The sequence below is a fragment of the Planctomycetota bacterium genome (assembly GCA_021414025.1).
Classification (GTDB): Bacteria; Planctomycetota; Phycisphaerae; order Phycisphaerales; family SM1A02; genus SYAC01.
In genome coordinates, this window is sequence record JAIOPG010000002.1 from 86,239 (window position 1) to 104,305 (window position 18,067).

Annotated in this window: 17 protein-coding genes; 6 read left to right on the plus strand and 11 right to left on the minus strand. The window is 63.1% G+C overall.

Annotated elements, in window-relative coordinates; all coding sequences use genetic code 11:
* Positions 1-22: 22 nt before the first annotated feature.
* The 3 genes from K8R92_00965 to otsB form a co-directional block, all read right to left on the minus strand.
* Positions 23-721, minus strand: a complete 699-nt coding sequence (locus K8R92_00965) for a pirin family protein (GenBank protein ID MCE9618464.1) — start codon at positions 719-721, stop codon at positions 23-25.
* A gap of 284 nt (positions 722-1,005) precedes the next feature.
* Entirely contained in the window at positions 1,006-3,321 is a 2,316-nt protein-coding gene (locus K8R92_00970) for a trehalose-6-phosphate synthase (GenBank protein MCE9618465.1), read from the minus strand.
* On the minus strand, positions 3,318-5,870 hold the full coding sequence (otsB, locus tag K8R92_00975; GenBank protein MCE9618466.1) for a trehalose-phosphatase: 2,553 nt from the start codon (positions 5,868-5,870) through the stop codon (positions 3,318-3,320). Before otsB ends, K8R92_00970 begins: the two co-directional genes overlap by 4 nt.
* 356 nt (positions 5,871-6,226) lie before the next feature.
* Here otsB and K8R92_00980 point away from each other — a divergent pair, with 356 nt between their 5' ends.
* Positions 6,227-7,123, plus strand: a complete 897-nt coding sequence (locus K8R92_00980; GenBank protein MCE9618467.1) for a LysR family transcriptional regulator — start codon at positions 6,227-6,229, stop codon at positions 7,121-7,123.
* A 36-nt stretch (positions 7,124-7,159) separates the two neighbouring features.
* Here K8R92_00980 and K8R92_00985 read toward each other — a convergent pair whose 3' ends face one another.
* Both K8R92_00985 and K8R92_00990 read right to left on the minus strand, forming a co-directional pair.
* The gene (locus tag K8R92_00985) at positions 7,160-7,696 is read right to left on the minus strand and encodes an isoprenylcysteine carboxylmethyltransferase family protein (GenBank protein ID MCE9618468.1); all 537 of its coding nucleotides are present in this window, start codon (positions 7,694-7,696) and stop codon (positions 7,160-7,162) included.
* Entirely contained in the window at positions 7,696-8,205 is a 510-nt protein-coding gene (locus K8R92_00990) for a DUF1801 domain-containing protein (GenBank protein ID MCE9618469.1), read from the minus strand. The genes K8R92_00985 and K8R92_00990 overlap by 1 nt, the downstream gene beginning before the upstream one ends.
* A gap of 75 nt (positions 8,206-8,280) precedes the next feature.
* Here K8R92_00990 and K8R92_00995 point away from each other — a divergent pair, with 75 nt between their 5' ends.
* Positions 8,281-9,351 carry a diguanylate cyclase gene (locus tag K8R92_00995; protein MCE9618470.1) on the plus strand — a complete coding sequence of 357 codons (1,071 nt, stop codon included), beginning with the start codon at positions 8,281-8,283 and terminating at the stop codon, positions 9,349-9,351.
* An 18-nt stretch (positions 9,352-9,369) separates the two neighbouring features.
* The gene (locus K8R92_01000; GenBank protein MCE9618471.1) at positions 9,370-10,362 is read left to right on the plus strand and encodes a hypothetical protein; all 993 of its coding nucleotides are present in this window, start codon (positions 9,370-9,372) and stop codon (positions 10,360-10,362) included.
* Between the two features lie 7 nt (positions 10,363-10,369).
* Here the strand turns inward: K8R92_01000 and K8R92_01005 are convergent, their stop codons facing one another.
* Complete coding sequence (locus K8R92_01005) at positions 10,370-11,626, minus strand: methyltransferase domain-containing protein (GenBank protein MCE9618472.1); 1,257 nt, start codon at positions 11,624-11,626, stop codon at positions 10,370-10,372.
* An 86-nt stretch (positions 11,627-11,712) separates the two neighbouring features.
* Positions 11,713-12,027, minus strand: coding sequence for a hypothetical protein (locus tag K8R92_01010; protein ID MCE9618473.1), 315 nt, complete (start codon positions 12,025-12,027; stop codon positions 11,713-11,715).
* A 193-nt stretch (positions 12,028-12,220) separates the two neighbouring features.
* On the opposite strand from K8R92_01010, the gene K8R92_01015 reads away from it, so the two are divergent.
* Genes K8R92_01015 through K8R92_01025 form a run of 3 tightly spaced genes read left to right on the plus strand, consistent with a single transcriptional unit; the run spans position 12,221 to position 14,349 of the window.
* A complete protein-coding gene (locus tag K8R92_01015; GenBank protein MCE9618474.1) occupies positions 12,221-13,051 on the plus strand; it encodes a hypothetical protein in 831 nt (276 codons plus the stop codon).
* Between the two features lie 43 nt (positions 13,052-13,094).
* Positions 13,095-14,132, plus strand: coding sequence for a formylglycine-generating enzyme family protein (locus K8R92_01020; protein MCE9618475.1), 1,038 nt, complete (start codon positions 13,095-13,097; stop codon positions 14,130-14,132).
* 1 nt (position 14,133) lies between these two features.
* On the plus strand, positions 14,134-14,349 hold the full coding sequence (locus tag K8R92_01025) for a hypothetical protein (GenBank protein MCE9618476.1): 216 nt from the start codon (positions 14,134-14,136) through the stop codon (positions 14,347-14,349).
* A gap of 116 nt (positions 14,350-14,465) precedes the next feature.
* On the opposite strand, the gene K8R92_01030 is transcribed toward K8R92_01025, so the two are convergent.
* From K8R92_01030 to K8R92_01045, 4 genes are all read right to left on the minus strand, one after another.
* Positions 14,466-15,134, minus strand: a complete 669-nt coding sequence (locus K8R92_01030) for a hypothetical protein (GenBank protein ID MCE9618477.1) — start codon at positions 15,132-15,134, stop codon at positions 14,466-14,468.
* A 219-nt stretch (positions 15,135-15,353) separates the two neighbouring features.
* The gene (locus tag K8R92_01035; GenBank protein MCE9618478.1) at positions 15,354-16,244 is read right to left on the minus strand and encodes a hypothetical protein; all 891 of its coding nucleotides are present in this window, start codon (positions 16,242-16,244) and stop codon (positions 15,354-15,356) included.
* Entirely contained in the window at positions 16,241-16,711 is a 471-nt protein-coding gene (locus K8R92_01040; GenBank protein MCE9618479.1) for a GntR family transcriptional regulator, read from the minus strand. The genes K8R92_01035 and K8R92_01040 overlap by 4 nt, the downstream gene beginning before the upstream one ends.
* Before the next feature lie 48 nt (positions 16,712-16,759).
* Positions 16,760-17,956 (minus strand): hypothetical protein, encoded by a 1,197-nt coding sequence (locus tag K8R92_01045; GenBank protein ID MCE9618480.1) that lies wholly within the window; start codon positions 17,954-17,956, stop codon positions 16,760-16,762.
* Between the last annotated feature and the right edge of the window lie 111 nt (positions 17,957-18,067).

The window sequence follows — 18,067 nt, forward strand, 5'->3', positions numbered from 1 at the left end:
GCAGGTCACCGACTCGGACAATTCACTTGAGGTCGAAGAGCAAGGCTTCGGTTGGCGCCGAGGCAATCATGGAAAGCGACCCGGCATGCTCGGTGCTCGCCCCGTCTCCGGTTTTCAATTCCACGCCATTGATTGACATCGCCCCCTGGGCAATCTGCAGCCATGCGCCGCGGCCGGGCCCAAGTTCATGCGCGACGGATTGCCCGGGCTTGAGCCGAATGCGATGGATGTGCGCGTCCTGGTGAATCGTCGCCGAGCCATCGCGTCCATCGGGCGAGATGACGAGCACCTTGGGAAAATCCCGTTGTTCGGCCTTCGGATGCCACTCGGTGTAGCCCGGTTCAAGGCCGCGCTCGCGTGGCTGGATCCAGATCTGCAGGAGACGCATCGGTTGACCCGGCGACGGATTGAATTCGCTATGCGTGACTCCTTTGCCCGCGCTCATGAGCTGGATCTGTCCCGGCTCGAGCACGCGGCCATTGCCCATGCTGTCCTTGTGCTCGAGAGCTCCCTCGAGGATGTAGCTGAAGATCTCCATGTCGCGGTGGGGATGCGTGCCGAAGCCCTTGCCCGGCGCGACCCAGTCATCGTTGATCACGCGCAGCGAGCGGAACCCCATGTGCAAAGGATCGTGATAGTCGGCGAATGAGAACGTGTGGCTCGACTTCAGCCAGCCATGGTCGGCATGTCCGCGATCTTTTGCGAGTCTCACTTGAATCATGGTTGTTCTGGGTTAACGTGGCACCGAAATCGCGGAAAGCCAGTTTTGCACGAGCACCAGCGATTCGGTCATGCCGCCGCGACCGAGTTCGCGCAGGATCTGGAAGGAGCCGATGGTCTGCGGAGGCATGTGTGGAGAGTGTAATGCTCGGCCTACACCGCGTGCATGAAAATCGGATGGTCGGCGACTCGTGCGTTCCAAATAACTTCAGAGCCACGCGCCAGATGCAATGCACGGTGTCCTAAGATGCGACTGCAAGCTGCGTCGAACCAACGTGGGCGCCATCAACTGTGCGATGCTTCGCTTGCGGCACTTGGTTCCAATCGCCCCTTGGACTGCGAGAGCGCAGTCAGAAAATCGGCGGCCCAGCGGTAAATGTTGAATTCCTCGATGCGCATCCGCATTCGCGTCATGCGCTGGCGTCGCTCCCTTGGGTCCATGTCGATGGCCTGGTGGATTGCATCGGCGAACTCCTCGGTGTCATAGGGATTGATGATGATCGCCTCGGGCAGGTCTCGCGCCGCTCCGGCGAATTCCGAAAGCACCAGCACGCCCTCCTCGCTCTCCGGGGATTCGGCATCGCCGGATTCGGCCTTGGCCGCGACGAATTCCTTTGCGACCAGATTCATGCCGTCGTGCAGCGAGCTGACGATGCAGACCGAAGCCATCTTGAGGAACGCGTAGACCATCGGGCCTTCGTGGTGGTCCACCAGGAAGTGGATCGGCTTCCAGCCGTCGGCGTGAAACTTCCAGTTGATCGCATCCGCGAGCTCCTCCAGCTCCGTGACCAGGTCCCGGTATCGCGGGATGTGCGTGCGGCTGGGGGCGCCCAGCTGGACGAAAGTGAATTTGCCGCGGTGTTGCGGGTATTTTTCAAAGAGCCGCTCGATGGCGCGGAGCCGTTCGGCGATGCCCTTGGTGTAGTCGATGCGATCGACCCCGACGCCGATCGCGCAGCTTCCAAGCTGTTGTTGCTGGCGGAGCAGGGCAATCTCGGCCGCGAGCAGCTCCCCCGACGCGACGCCGCGCTCGGACCACCGCTGCACGCTGATCGGGAACGGCCGGACCAGGGTGGAATGCCCCTTGATCTCAGCGGAGAACCGATCCCAGTCGAGCTTGGCCTCGACCATCCGGTCCACGGTGTCGAGAAAATTGTTGCAATGCTGCTGGAGGTGGAACCCCAGCAGGTCCGCCCCGAGCATTCCCTGAAGCAATTCAACGCGGTAGGGACAAATCCGAAACGCCTCGGCATTGGGCCAGGGGATGTGCCAGAAAAGTCCGACGCGAAGGTCGGGCCGTGCGGACTTGAGCATGCCGGGCACGAGTGCGAGCTGGTAATCCTGGACCATCACGACCGCTTTTTCGGAACCGATTTCTTCAAGCACAGCGGCGGCGAACCGCTGGTTGGCACGCACATACTGATCCCAGTCGCCGGTGCGGAAGACGGGGCGTTCATGGGTGAGATGGCAGAGCGGCCAGAGTCCTTCGTTTGAAAAACCGTAGTAGTAGCCCTGCTCCTCCTCTTTCGTGATCCAAACACGCTTCAGCGTGTAGCGGGGGTTGCTTGGCGGAACCGGCACGCAACCTGAGGCGTCGGTGGTTTGTCGATCGGCATCGCCGGCGCCGTGGGCGACCCACAAACCACCGGTGGCGCGAAGGACGGGATCCAGTCCGGTCACCAAACCGCTCGCCGGTCGGACCAGTGTGGGTTTGCCGTCGCGAAGCTGGTGCATGTAGGGCTCGCGGTTGCTGACGACCACCAGCGGCTGCCCGCCGAGCGCGTCGATGGCGTGGGCGCGAAGCCGATCGCGCGTCCAAGCCTTGTCGGAGCGGACGACTTCCTGTGCTTCTTCGCGCTCTTTGCTGCGGGCAGCGCGAAACGAAGCGGCCAAGTGCACTGTTTCGTCGGCGAGTCGGCCCACGGGCAGGCCGCGCGGCGGCAGTTCGGGCGTGTTGCCGAACCGAAGGCGGCGCATCCATTCGGCGAGCTTGTGAAGCGGACGCTCAAACACCAGCCACGCCAGTCCCGTGGTGATGAAGAACATGCCCAGGCCGATTCCGACCGACCAAAGCAATCCACTCAGGATGCCGCGGGTCATGCGCTCCTCAAGGTAGAGAGCATCGTGAAGCACGACGACCGCGCCCTTGAGATCGCCCTTCTCGTCGATGAGCGGCTGCACAAGCACATGCGTGCTGCCGCCGCCGTCGTGTTGAATCTTGGTCGATTCCAATTTCGAGGCGAGCCCTTGTTTGACGGAGTCCGTGAACGAATCGGAAATCTCGGCGAGACCCTGGCCGCACGCGATCATTTTTCCATCCGGCCGGTGGAGCGCCATGCCAAGCAGTCGCGAGTGTCCGTCAAAGCGGTCGTCAATCACGGAAGCAGCCCTCGCATCATCGCCATCAAGTGCGAGTCGAGCCATGGGTGCCACGCGATGACCAAGAAGCTGGGCTCGACGCGTGAGATCCTGGAGTCCCCGGTGGTGCTCGCCCTCGACTTGGATCCAGAACACCAGTCCGGTGGCGATGGCCGAGAACGCCGCAATGACCAGCCCGAAGCGGAGGGATTTTGAGATGAAGGGGTTTCGTGTCTTGGTCATGCCGGGCTCCTTTGCTGAGATGTGCCCGCCCGATCCAGCGCCATGGCGGCGTCGATCAAGGCGAGGTGCGAATAGGCCTGGGCCAGATTTCCGACGGCGCTTCCGTGCCGAGGTTCGAACTGCTCCGTCAAAATTCCCGGGCCTTTGACCAGCGCCGAGAAATCCTTGAACAACGAAGCCGCCTCGTCGATGCGACCGAGCGTGACGAGCGACTCGACCAGCCATCCCGTGCAGATGTGCATGCCGCCTTCCGCGCCGGGAAGCCCATCGTCGATGCGGTACCGGCGCACCGTCGGCCCGCAGCGCAACTGGCCCGACACCACGTTCACAGTTGCGATCCACCTGGGATCCTTCGGATCGATGAGTCCCGTCAGGCCAATCTTCAGCACGGCTGCGTCGGGGTAGTCGTGGTCGTAGGCGCCGGAGTACGCGCCAAGCGTTTGACTCCATCCCCGGACCAGGACCTCCTCGCGGATTGAATTTCCAAGGGCGATCCATTCCGGATTGCGCGATCCGCAGACCGCCTCCTCGACCACAAGCGCCCGGTCGATCGTGTGCCAGCACATGATCTTGGAATGGACGTGGTGCCTTCGCTCCAACCGCATTTCCCAGATTCCATGGTCGGGCTCTCTCCAGCGGCTCTCGACCGCGCGGACCATCGACCGCACCAGCCGCCAGTGGTCCGGCGCGATCGGAGCGCCCCGCTCGACGAGCATGGCAACCAGATTCACGATGGGGCCGAAGACATCCAGCTGCACCTGGTTCGCGGCGGCGTTCCCGATGCGCACGGGCCTGCTCTGCGCAAACCCCGCGAGGTGGCTGAGTTCGGCCTCGGGAGGAAGGTGTCCGCCGGAAAGGCTGTAGATGGGATGCAGCCGCTCCGGAGTCTCGCAGTGATCCACGACTTCGAGCATCCAGTCCAGGAACTTGAGCGCATGCCCCGTGTTGCCCAGCCGAACAAGAGCCGCCGCGGTCTTCGATGCATCCCTCGGCCAGCAGTAGCGGTAGTCCCAGTTGCGAATGCCGCCGAGCTGCTCGGGCAGGCTGGTTGTTGCGGCGGCGGCGATGGCGCCCGTCGGTCCGTAGCAGAGCGCCTTGAGGACGAGCGCGCTGCGCTTGACGATTTCGGGGCATTGGGCCGGAAGCCTGAGCGTGCCCGCCCAGCCGGACCAGAAGCGGCGACTTTGCTCCCGCCGCTGGAGTTCTTCCTCCGCCAACGCGTTCATGCTGGCGGTTCCATAGCGCAGTTCAAGCACGACCGGTCCCTCGGAGGGATGGACCATGGCTTCGGCGGCATGGTGAACACCTTCACCGACAATGGTCCATGGCACGCCGGGGGAGCGCAGGACGATCGGGTCGTTGGACCCTTCGATGGCAAGTCCGTTTTCACGCGCCCGAAGTTGCGTCGCAATCCGGCCGTATTCGAGGCGCGGGGCGAATCGGATGCGAGCTGCGGACGTGCCTTCGATGAGGCGCACCAGGTCGGTCCGGCCGGCTTTCTGGAACGCCCGCCCAGCGGAGCAGTCGAGATAATCGGTCACGCGCAGGTTCGACCATTCGGTCACAAGGACGAAGGAATCTCCGTCGTAGCCGCAGCGCAGCGGTTCGCCGCCTCCGGCGGGGGCGACCTCAAAGAACCCCGCCGTTGGATCGCCGACAAGTTCGGCAAAGATTGCAGTGGAATCCAGTCGTGGAAGACAGAGCCAGGAGATCCTCGCGCCCGGCGACACGACGGCCATCGTTCGCTGATCCGACAGGATCGCGCATTGGTCGAGCGCAACGAGGTTCCGCTCCCTGATCCAGCGCGCCCGCAGCGCAGCGAGCTCTCGCAGGATCTCGGCGACATCGGCAATGCCCGGAACCCGGTCCCGCGCAGCGGTTTCACCCGGCCCAACTTTGACCGCCACGTCGTTGGCGTCGAGCGATTTGAAGACATCCTCGTCGGTGAGGTCATCCCCCAGAAAAATCACGGACGTTGCTCCGGTGGCAAAGCGGACCCGGCGGACCGAATCTCCCTTGTTGGTCTCGACAACCGCGAACTCAACGACTTTGCTGCCGTGACGGACATACACCCCGGACAGAACCTCGCACTGGGACACGGCCTCGGCGATCGCCGCGTCGCCGCTATCGCCGGTCGCGCCGCGGACGTGCAGCGCCGCGCCGGCGGGCTTGAGCTCGAAAGACGCGCCCTTGGTTTTGCGAGCGACATCGGCCAGGATCCCGGCAACCTGTCCAAGCCGGTCCCGCTGCTCTGGGGAAAGGGGCACACCGGGGTTCTTCCATTCCGCTCCGTGCGATCCGATCATCATCACCGATCGGCCGAGGGGGACCAACGCGGCGAGGTCCTTCAGCGACCGGCCCGACACGATTGCAGCCCAGGTGCCTTCGAGCTCTGCCAACGCGCGAAGAGAATCCAGTGACGCCTCGTTCGGAATCGTGCGTGCCGGGTCTGCGGCAATTTCCGCGAGAGTCCCGTCGTAGTCGCAGGCCACGAGCAGCTGCGGGGTCCGGGCGAGCGAGGTCAGGCGGTTGAAAAGATCCTCTTGCATGAATCCCCTAGGCCGATCGGCGTGATCCGTCGAGAGGCGATTCCGGGCGTCCCTGTTCCGGATGGATCAAGGTCGGTCGAAGTGAGGGAGCCTTCGTGGTGGATTCGCCATCAGGGGCATGATGCATGGACGTCGCATCGTCGATGGACTCGATCGACCAAGAGGGACTCCGCACACGCTTCGCATCAAGCGGGCATCCCGGGGGGCCGTTCGAGAGCAGCCAGTGCAGCCATGTGTAGCATGTAAACGAATCCACGCCCGATCCTAATTCGGTCCAACCTCCCGGACCAATAGATTAAACCTGTTGTGAGCCAAGGCCGTCGGCGTACTCCGTTCGTTCCATCCTTGATTCCGCCATGAACCACAACCACCTGTACTACTTCTGGCTCGTCGGCAAGCATTGCAATCTCACCAAGGTCGCCCGGAAACTTGGATTGGCCCAGCCGACGGTGAGCGCCCAGATTCATGCTCTCGAAGCGCAGCTCGGCACATCGCTGCTGGCGCGAAGCGGACGCAACATCGAGCTCACGGAGGCGGGGCAGATCGTGTATCAGCACGCCGACGAGATGTTCCGGATTTCCGAGGAGATTCCCGACGCGCTGGCAGGCCGGTTCACGGGCCAGGCGCGAGTGCTGCATGTGGGAACTTCGGATTTTGTGCCGAAGCCGATCATTCGAAAACTACTCGAGCCGCTTCTTCAGGAGGATCCCGATGTGAGGCTGGTGTGCCGCGAGTGGAGAATCGACGAGCTTCTCGCGGAGCTTGGCCTCTTCCACCTCGATCTGGTGATCGCGGACCGGCCCCATCCCGCCAGCGGAAAAGTCCGGACCATCAGCCATCCGGTTCTTGAATCCGACATCGCCCTCTACGCCAGGCCGGCGATGGCGCGCAAACTCCGGCGGGGCTTTCCGCGGTCCCTTCATGGCGCACCGATGTACCTGCCGGTCCGGAGCACCATGCTGCGCGAATCGTTGGACCGCTGGTTCGAGGCCAGCCGCGTCGTGCCGACCGTGCTTGCCGAATTCGAGGATCGTGAGTTGATGAAGACCTTCGGGAGCGGCGGACTGGCCGCGTTTCCGGCGAACGCAACGATCGAAGCGGAGGTGAAATCGCAATTCGGAGTCATGCGCGTCGGGCGGATCCACGGGGTGCGCGAGACGTATTACGCGATTGCCGCGCATCGTCGCGTCATGCACCCGGTCGTCCAGCGTCTGCTTGCCCGCGCGACGAAGCTGCTTCACGGCGAACCCTAGCGGCTTGCGGCAACCGGACACCAGACTCGAAGCATCTCACAGCCAGCGCGGAACCGACTGCTTGTAATCGCGAAACGCATCGCCGAAGCGGGCTTCCAGGGCCCGCTCCTCGCGCGGCACCTTGACGGCGTTGGTCCAGAGCCACAGGACGATCGACACGCCCAGGATCAGCAGGCTTCCGTAGAAGATCGACCATCCCAGGAAAAGGGTCACTCCGGAGACGAACATTGGATTGCGCGAGATGGCGAAGGGGCCGTGGGTCATGAGAATCTGCGAGGTCCATTCCAGTTCCACAAACTCGGGCAGGTCGGAGACCTTGGCCAGCATTGCGCTGAACACCCAGATGAGCCCGGCGACGCCGATCGCGATCGGAATCAGCCCGAGCAGGTTCCCAGTCGCGGGGTCGTTCTCCGTCCAGCCGAAACGCGGCGTGAGCGACGAGAGAAGCCACGGCACCACGCACGCCATGACCGGATAGAGCAGCGCGACGACCAGCAGCATCAGGTAGACCGCCCAGCGGGGAGTTCGCTTGCGGAGCGAGGAATCCCTTCCCGGGACCTCGTGGTTTCTCATCACCTGCCCTGCTTTGAAGCGGCGGTTTTCTTGGCCATCGCTTTCTTCGCGGGACGGCGGGGGCGCTGCTTGGCCGACACCGACTTGATGATGGTTCGACCCTTCCCGGTTTTGGGAAGCGGCGTCTTGGCGATGGCGCATGCGGCGCGGATCAGGGCTTCCACCGCAGGCATCGCCAGCGTCGCGGCGCTCTCCAGGCGAATGAAGCGATTCTGATTGCCGGCGCCAAGCAAGATCTTCTTCGGATCGGGCAGCGAAGCGCCGTAGTAGAACGAGAGCGCGACTCCCTTGGGCGAGATGGCCAGCGAGACCACACAGTCCGAGGCGCGCTCGGTTGCGCTGAAGCCGAGAGCGAGGAACTGGTAATTGTCGTAGACCAGCTCGAGGGCAGTGGGCAGGCGCTTGCGCAGCGCGGCGCGGGTCGATCGCGCCAACGCGGCGGTCGTCGGCTCATACTTGTCGATGAACTTCCTCAACTGCCCGGCCGGAGTTTCCGCAGTCGGCTTCATGGCCCCGATACTAGACCGAACCTCGCATTCCGCTATCCTCCGGCCTCGGATACGCTCGCTTGTGCCCATCGCGACATGCCAGAATCCATGCCCAACCATCCGCTGTGTGAGCTCTTTCAGATCACGCCCCACGAGATCGAAGCGCAGCGGGCCTTCCTTGGAATCACGGCGGAGGACGAGACCCGTCTGGCCCGGATCCATGAGGTCATTCGCGACGATCTCGACGCCATCGTCAGCGAGTTCTACGACCATCTGCTGCGCCACGGCGAATTGGAGCGGTTCCTGGGCGATCCGCCGGTTCTGGATCGGCTCAAGGCGGCGCAGAAAAAATACCTGCTCAGCATGGGGTTGCAATCGAATCGACTTGACTATTTCGAGGGCCGGCTCCAGATCGGCGTGAATCTTGAGCGGGCCGGGCTGCAGCAGAACTGGTATCTCGGCGCCTCATCGGTTCTCTTTGACATCATCGGCCGCCGCCTGGCCGCCATCGGCGGATTGAAATCCGGCGAGCTCATGGCACTGATGACCACGCTGAAGAAGATCCTCACGCTGGACTCAGGACTGGTGGTGGAGACCTACTACAAGACCGCGACGCAGCAGCTTGAGAACGCCCTGCAACAGCTCACCGAAGTCCAGCACTCGCTGCAGAAGGTTTCGCGCCTGGACGGCCTGACGCAGGTCAACAGCCGGCGCTTCCTGATGGAGGCGCTGGAGCAGGAGTGGCACCGCAGCGGACGCTTCCACCGTCCCTTCACCGTGCTCTTCGTCGACCTCGACCACTTCAAGCAGGTCAACGACAAGCACGGCCATGGCTTCGGCGATTTCGTGCTGCAGCAGGTGGTGCAGGTCATGCACAATTTGCTGCGGCCGGCGGACATCCTGGGCCGCTATGGCGGCGAGGAGTTCGTCATCGGGCTGGTCGAAGCCGACGAGAAGATCGCCGAGCAGATCGCCGAGCGCATCCGCAAGAAAATTTCCGAAAGCTCCTTCCAGCGCGAGGAGCACAAGGCCTCCGTCACCGTCAGCATCGGCGTGGCCGCCAAGGCCGAGGGAGTGGAGCGGCTCGAAGTCCTGATCGAGAGGGCGGACCGTGCCCTCTATAAGGCCAAGGACGCCGGTCGCAACCGGGTGTGCGCCTACCGATAGGTGGTACAAATAAACACCATGAATGAGATCGATCACGCATCCGGGACCCCTTCATTCAAAAGCCGCACTTCGGGCCTGATCTTCTTTGGAATTGTCACCCTTCTGCTGGGCGGGCTCTGCGCGCTCTTCGCCCTCATGATGCTCGTGGCGCAAACGCTGGTGGGGATGGCCGGCAAGACGCCGCCGCCGACGCAACCCGCGTGGCCGGTCTCGGTCATGTACGGCGCCATGGCCGTGGTCCTGATCTGGCTGGGCATCGGCTCCATCCGGGCTCGTCGCTGGGCAAGGGCGCTGCTGCTCATTCTTTCCGTGGTGTGGTTGATTTCGGGAATCTTCATCCTCGGCGGTTTGATGCTGGTCTTCCCGCAGTTCATGGAGGCGATGCAGTCCGCCGGTTCGTCCAATCAACAGAAGTTGCCGCCGGAAGCGCTGCTGGTGATGGCCGTCGTCATGGGGGCAGTCTTCGCGGTGATCTTCCTCATCCTGCCGTTGAGCTACTTTCTTTTCTACCGCAGCCGCCATGTGAAGGCGACCTGCGAGGCGCGCGATCCGGTGCAGCGATGGACCGACCGCTGCCCGCTGCCCGTGCTGGCGGTCAGCCTCTGGCTGGGAACCACGGCGCCCATGATGCTGCTCATGCCGCTGGCCTACCGCAGCGTGTTTCCCTTCTTCGGCGACTTTCTCTCGGGTGCGGCAGGCACCTTGGCGTATGTGGTGATGGCCGTCATCTTCGGCTGGGCGGCCCGCGCCACCTACAAGCTCGATGTGCGGGCATGGTGGCTGGTGGTGGCCGGCAGTGTGCTGATGGCCATCTCCAACGCGATCACCTATTCGCGCCACAATTTGGAAGACGTCTACCGCCTGATGGAATTGACTCCGGAGCAGATCGAGCAGGCGAAGCAGTTCGCGTGGTTCAGCGGCGACTCGCTGGTCTGGAGTTCGCTGATCTTCGTGCTGCCGCTCCTGGGCTACATGCTCCTGGTGAAGAAGTACTTCCGTCGCACTGCGTGAGAGCCTGTCATTTTCTTTGCAGGACCAGATGGACGAACCTCTGCTCCGCACCGCCGGGCGCGAGATGCACGGAGCGTCGGGCGGCGACGGGTTTGAAGTGCTCTGCGAAAAAATCCTCGATCTCGCGCTCGCCATGTCGCTTGATCTCCAGCCCGCTGCATTTCAAGGGGCCGTCATCCGCGAAAACGCTCAGCACCAGAAAGCCGCCCGCCGCCAGCGCCTGCACGGCCCGATCCCGGTAGCTCGTCCGGTCCGCCTCGTCGGCGAGGAAGTGGAAGACGGCGCGGTCGTGCCAGAGGCTGAATCGGCTTCCGCCAAAGTCATGCGCGAGCAGATCGCCCTCGATCCAGTGAACGGCTGTGGCACGCGAACCCATCCGCGACTGGGCGATCTCCAGGGCCGCACTCGAGAGATCCATCACGGTGACATTCGTAAAACCCATCCCCACGAGGTCGTCGACCAGCGTCGAGGCGCCGCCGCCCACGTCAAGGAGTGGCGACCCTTTGGGGAGGTTGAGATCGCGAATCCGTTCGATGGATGTCTGGACATGATCGGCGTACCAGCTGACCTGTCGGTGGTCCTTCGTCCTGTAGATCTGCTCCCAATGGTGCTTCCGGTCCATGGCGCGACGAGTCCACTCCACCATCCATCGTGCGGATCGAATCGCCTCCTCGTTCGTGCCCTGTTCCCGGATGCGGAGCGCCTGCTCGAACTGCGCCATGGCTTCCTCGAGCCTGCCGACCCTGTGCAGCGCGTAGCCGACATTGTTTCGCACAGAGGCTTCCCACTTCTTGGCCGCGGGTTGTGCGGACGCCTGGACGATGGCGAGCGCCTTTTGTCCCCATGTGAGCTGGTCGGCCGCAGCGGTGTCGACAAAAGCAAGCATGTGGATCGAGTCGATGGCCAATCCGTCCAATCCACCGGCGGTCGCGTGTTGCAACGCCTTCTCATACCAGGCCCGGGCTTGCTCCCTCTCCTCCGCGGTCGTCGATTCCGGCGGGTGCGCCGCCGACGCCAGGGTCCTTCCAAACTCAAGCGCGTGGCGAGCCTTCGCCTCGAAGCCCGCGGCGGCCACCTTGGGTTCAAGGTCCTTCAGCAGTTCCCGCGCCGGGACGAATTGCTTTCGCAGGCCGAACGTTCGGGCGATCTGGGTTTGCAGGATCAAGGCGTCGTCGCCCGACGCGTTTTCAAGCGCGTCGCGGAATCGCCTCTCGCTGAGCGCCGGATCGGAAAATTCCCACAGCGGTGCGACATCAATGGCCATGGCGATCGGCTTCGTCGGCTTCCCATTCCGAAAGTTCGGGAACAGAGTTGTGAGCCCGGTCGATGTTCAATGGCTTCCCGGCGCCGCTAGATCGGCTCGAAGTGCGAGAACATGTTCTGGAATTCGGCGATGTTCGCCGGCGTCTCGTACCAGCACACCGCCTCGTATTTCTTCCACAGAGCCAGAACCGCCGGGTTGGTGTGTGCTCCGGCGATCGCTTCCTTGGAGACCCACTCGAAGACTTCGATGATGATTCCGTCCGCGGTGCGCATCACGATCGGCTTGCGGGCCGTGACCAGGCCCTCGGCGTCAAGCGAACGATGGTGATCGCGCACCAGCTCAAGCAATTCTTGTTCGCACCCCGGACGCGGTTTGAAGCAGGCGACGGCGATTGATCCCATGATGGATCCATCGTAACGGACACGCCTGGGGCAAGGACCCGTGCATTGTTCCAAAGGCCTCATGCGTGGTACCATGAAGCAGCGGCATGACGTTGCGTCGCCGCCGGCGATGGTCGGCGGTTCGTTGGGGCCGAAGAAGAATCTGGAATGATGTAGTGCGGTGACCACTCTCGAAAGATCGGAGGTTGCGCGTATGGATCATGTTCAAAAGCAACTCAAGCAATTGGAGTCGGCGGTTCTGCAGCTTCAGGCCGACAAGGTCGCGTTGCGCGCCGAGCTGGACAAGTTGAAGGCGGGTTCCTTCGAAAACATCACCTGCAAGTCCTGGAAGATCGTGGACCAGCACGGCACCATGCGGATCAACGCCACCACGCTGCCCAACGGCCAGGCCGTGCTGCAGCTCTACGACATTTTCAACAAGCCGCGGATCGCCGCGGTCACGCTTCCCGACGGCACCGCGAGCGTGGTGTGGTTCGACAAGGACGGGGATGTCCGGATCGACGCGGTCACGCTTCCCGACGGCGCCGCCGTCGTCCGCTGGTGCGACAAGGAAAAGAAGTTGCGGATGAGCTCGGGAACCCACGCCGACGGCCACGCGGGCGTGTCCTGGCTCGACAAGCATGGGAAGGAGCGGATCATCGCGGTCACCCGCGCCGACGGCCACGCGGGAGTGGGCTGGAGCGACAAGGCGGGGAACAAGCGGATCAGCGCGTCGACCGACACCGACGGCGCCGCGGTGGTGCGATGGCGCGACAAGGACAAGAAGATGCGGCTCAACGCGGGAACCTACGCCGATGGCCAGGCGGGCGTGGCCTGGCTCGACACGGAGGGCAAGTTGAGAATCCTCGCGGAGACGCTTGCCGATGGAACTCCCAGGTTTCCCTCGAAGGACCTGCTTCCCAACGCGCATCCGGCGGCGCATCAGCATGCGGCCGGGCAAAATCCGCCTCCGCCACCATTGCACGCGTCGGTTCAATCGCCGCAGCCCGCGGCGCATGCGACTGAAACCACCAAGCATGCCTGACACGCTGGAGTTCCGCCGGCATCAAGCCTTGTATCATCGCGGGATGAACTTCAAGACTTCATTGTCAGCGTTGTTGATGGCGTGTTCGGTGGTTGTGGCGGCACCCTCGGCGCCTCCAGCAACCGCTCCTTCGAAGCCCGGCACCAATGCCGCGGCCCCCGCGAAGCCTGAAACAACTCCTCCCGCCGTTCCCGCCACAGCCGGCGCCGCCGGCGACCTGGCCTGGGCCGAGGTGCTGGAGGCCAAGCCCGATCCCAAGGTCGTCACCGATGCTGACCTGCTCAGCCGCATCGCCGCCACCGGCCTGCCCTGGCGGGTGAAGGACAAGGCAAGCGGCATCGAGATGCTGCTGGTGCCGCCGGGAAAGTTCATGATGGGCGCCAGTCCCGGCGACGACGAGTCTGCCGAGATGGAGAAGTTTCTTGCCGAGAAATATCCCGAGTACAAGTACACCGAGCATCCCGCTCACGAGGTCACCATCACCAAGCCCTTCTACCTCGGCCGCACCGAAGTGACGCAGGACCAGTGGCGGAAAGTGATGCTGAACAATCCAAGCAAGTTCTTGATCTCCGACAAGATGAAGAGCGATTCGGCAAGCCTGAAGAAAAAGGATCAGGAGCTGGTTCTGCCCGTGGAGCAGGTTTCATGGGATGACTGCCAGAAATTCTGCGAGAAGACCGGCCTGCGGCTGCCCACCGAGGCGCAGTGGGAGTACGCCTGCCGGGCCGGGAATCCCAAATCCCGTTACGGCGAAATCGAATCGATCGCATGGAGCGAAGAAAATGCCGCGGACAGGACTCATCCCGTGGGACTGAAGGCCTCGAACGCACTGGGTTTCCAGGACATGATCGGCAATGTGTGGGAGTGGTGCTCGGACTGGTACCAGGGGGACTACTACTCGGCCTGCGCTTCGGGCGTGGTGGATCCCGCGGGGCCGGAAAAGGGCGAATGGAATGGGCATGTGTTGCGCGGCGGCTCCTGGGACAGTCGCTCGGTGGGATGCCGCGCGTCGATGCGCCGTTACTTTGCGCCCACCCTGACCGTCAACTACCTCGGGTTCCGCGCCGCGAGGACACCCTAGTTTGAATTTCGACCCGACCTCGCTCGCCATCAACATCTTCGCGGGCATTGTCGGCTTGGCGTACATCATCTACGGCAAGAAGGAACAGAAACTGATTCCGCTGGTGTCGGGCTTCGGCCTGATCGTGCTGCCCTACGTCATCGAAAGCAACACCATTCTCATCGCGGTGTGCGCGGGCCTGGCCATTGCACCCTTTGTCATTCGCCTCGAAGGGTGACGCGATCCCCGGCGTGAATGCGCTTCCGCCGCATCACATGAATGCGATTCAAAAAAGAAGCGAGGGACGGACTGAGCCGTCCCTCGCGGGGTTGCACATGAATGGTCGACCGCGACTCAGGCGCGGCGGCGACGCATGGTGAGCAGGCCGCCCATGCCCACCAAGGCCAGCGAGCCGGGGCCCGGGACATTGCCCGAAACCTCGACGATGTAATCCTGGTAGGAGGGGCTTTGCAGACCGACCAGGTTCGCGCTTCCGCCCGAGCCGACCGCGGCGAGCAGATTCGCCAGGTAGACGCCGGCGGCGCCGGAATAACCCGTGGCCTGGAAGGCGCCGCTGCCGACGCCCAGGGGGCCGCCGAAGTCCGTGATGGTTTCCCAGACGGCCAGCTGGAAGGCGCAGGCGTAGGCGGCGTTGGCGCTGAACTGAGCTCCATTGGCGAACGCGTAGAGGTCGGCGATCGCCGCTGCCTTGGCCGCGCCCATGGGAGCGGCGTTGGGAATCAGGTCGATGGCGACCACGCTGTAGGGGCTCGGTCCGCCCGGGCTGAACTGGTAGACGTCGCCGCAATAGACCAGGTAGCTGCCGTTGGCGAAGGCCGACGTGTTGCTGCTGTTGGTCACGTTGAGGACCTGCTGGCCGGAGTAGACGCCGCCGCTGTAGCCGGGCGACAGGATGCTGACGACTTCGCAAGCGCCCATGCCGATCTCCTGCACATCAACTGTGGTCGCCCATGCGCCGGCGCAGATTGAGGAGGCGAGGAGAAGGGAGGCGGAACGAATCATTGGTTTCATGGTGTGGCTTCTTTGCAAAAGGGGAACCGGTCGAAAGGAACGAAACAGCCGGTCACGACTGCCACACACAGATGCCATCGAAATGACGCAAGAGAAATGAAATGAAAGGTTTTAAATGAGAAACGGGTTATTTTCCCCGGAATTCCCGTCAATTCAGTCCATAACTCACGAACGCATAGGGTTCTTTTCGGACTTTGAAAATCGCGGCGTTTATCCGTTGTCCAGCGAGCGAATCAGCGCGTTGATCCTCGCGCGGCGCATGCTGGCCACGGTGCCGATGATGCCGCCGCCAATGCCAAGCAGTGAGCCCGCGGTGGCGCCGCCGATGGCGAGCACCATCGTTTGCTCGCGGCTGCCGGGCGCCACCCAGGCCAGGGCCACCATCGCAAGACCAAAGAACAAATTGCCGCCGACGCCAAAGAGCAGCATCATGGCGTGCGCCTTGAATTGGCGCAGCGCGGCATAGCTGCGCACAAGCTCGGGACTGGATCGCGCGTCCAAGGGCTCGGGTTCGCGGCGAAGCATTCCCAGGCTGCCATGCAGAACCGTGAAGGTCAGGGTCAGAAGCGTCACTTGGATGGCCAGCGCCTTCAGCCACAGGGATTGTGCCGCTTCGTCAAAGGGGCCAGGTCCGGGCAGACCAATCGCTTCGAAAAAGGCCGCGAAGGATGCACTCCATGGTCGCAGCGCAATTCCCAGCAGGCAAGCTGCACCAAGGGCGATGGAGAGGGTCCACAGCGAACGGGGGGCCAGGGGCGATTGATCGCGCGGCACCAGTGAAGCGCGCCGCACAGTCGAGCCGACGGGGTGCGCATGCGCCAGGTCGGGATTTCGAGCCGCCAATGCCGGCATCGCAATGCCGAACCACAGTGGAAAGAAAAAGCAGAAGTCGATGAAGAGAAAGCGAACGTGGCCGAGCCAGAGCAATAGATGCCCGCCGAGGCAGATGATGGTGGCGACCAGGAGGGCCAGCGCGAGGCCGCGGGCACGCGCGAGAGAGTCCGTTGTGACGGCGTCGGCGGGTCCGCGTGGCGAGCAAAGGACGAACACCAAGGGAAAGGCAATCATGGCCACGGGAAAAAAGAGGTCAAACCATCTCATGGGCGGTCTCCTGTGCGAGGGGCGGATGAATCGGATGCGGCGCCTGGCCAATAGCGGGGGATCATTCGTTCCACGCAGGAACGAACATCGTCAGGTGAAAAGCCTGAAAGCTTGGCATCCGTGAGCATGCGGCCGATGGCTTCATTCAGCGCGGTGGTGATCGATGAAGTGGATGCGGACTTTGCGCTTTCCTTGCGGGCGGCGGCGGAGCGATCTCCCGCGGGAGCCTCGCAAACGGCCGTGACGCGCGTTCCGCGACCACGGGCGGCGACGGCGAGACCTGAAGTCTCAAGTTCGCGGTAGGCGCGGGCGACGGTGTTCAAGTTGACGCCCAGATCCGATGCCAGTTGGCGGACAGGCGGGAGCTCGTCGCCAAGCTTCAATTGGCCGCTGGCGATCAGGTGTCGAATGCCCGCGACAATCTGATCACCCAGTGGAATTGGCGAATCCAGGCTGATTTCAAGCATGGATTCATAGTATCATACTTTGATACTATGTCAAGTGGATTCTGGAATTTATCGAAGGGGCTGAGCTTCGGCGTCTTTGACGTCCAGATTCACGCTGACATTGCCGATGTCCCAGTCTGATGTGGTCTCGATGAGCACCATGGGGGTGCCCAATACGGAGATGCACTGCTCGCCCTGCAATGCATCGCATCCGACCGCAAGGCACATGTGCGGCGTGTCGGCATTCATGCAGTAGACCAGTGCCACGGGGGTCTGGATATCGATGCTGCGAATCAATGTCGCCAGGAGCAGGCTCTTGGAGTCGCAGTCGCCGCCATCGAGCAGCACTTCCGCCGGGGTGCGCAGGCCGCAGCGGGCCTTGCCGTCCTTGACGAAGTCGTTGCGGCCATCGTCCACCTTGCGGTAGGGAACGGCGTTCTGCACATAGCTGGCCAGCGCCTCGATGCGCTGACGCGCGGACAAGGAGACCCTCGTCCCGTGCCAGTAGGCGTCGATGATGGATTTGGCCACCGGTCGCAACGCGGCGGCCGAACGGTCGAGAATCCATTGATGGTCCGGTGCGATGCGCTCCGCCGAGCAGAGGATGCCGTGCTGCGCGAAGGACTGCGCGACCGCGTATTCGATCGCGGCAAGCGAGCCATCGCCGGGCCGATAGGCCACTTTGTCCAGCACCTGCTCGGGATAGCCGAAATAGTGCTCAAGCGCGTCGGCCCAGGCCTGGTCGATCGAGGCCGAAATGCGGAAGGTTTCGGCAGCGCATCCGTTGCGGAGGAACTTGGTGTCTCCGTCGCGTCGCACGATGCACGCCTGATCGTCGCTCCACTGGTCGAAAGGCAGGCTGCGGATTCGGTGTCGCGGAGAAGTGAAATCGCGCTGGGATTCATACCAGGCGCGCAGGTCCGCGTTCTCCGGCATGGAGAGCGCCCGCTCGATCGCCGCAGCCGACGGGATGGTCGCGCTTCCGCTCTCGTTGCCGACAGCCGGCACCGTGGTGGCGCCGCCAGGCGAAACGGGCGCTGTTGGTTCGATGGCCCGCGGGGATGAGCGCGTGATGGCTCCCTTGCGCACCGGACGGCGCGGAGGAGATCGGACACCGCTCGGCGTCGACAAGGGTTTCGTGCCGGCCGGGGCGCTGGGCGGAGGAGCGCTGGCGGCCGCGGCGGGTTGGATCGGCTCGATGAAGAGGAACAACGAGGCGGCGCCTGCGAGGAGCGAGGTGGCAAAAGTGCGCGTGGTGAATTTCATGGAACTCCTCGTTTGGCAACGGAGCAGCTCAGGCGTGATTGCCCGCAAAACCAAAGAATGGGCGGTGGGGGATTCGAACCTATAGCGAATTCATCGGGAAATGTAGAAGAA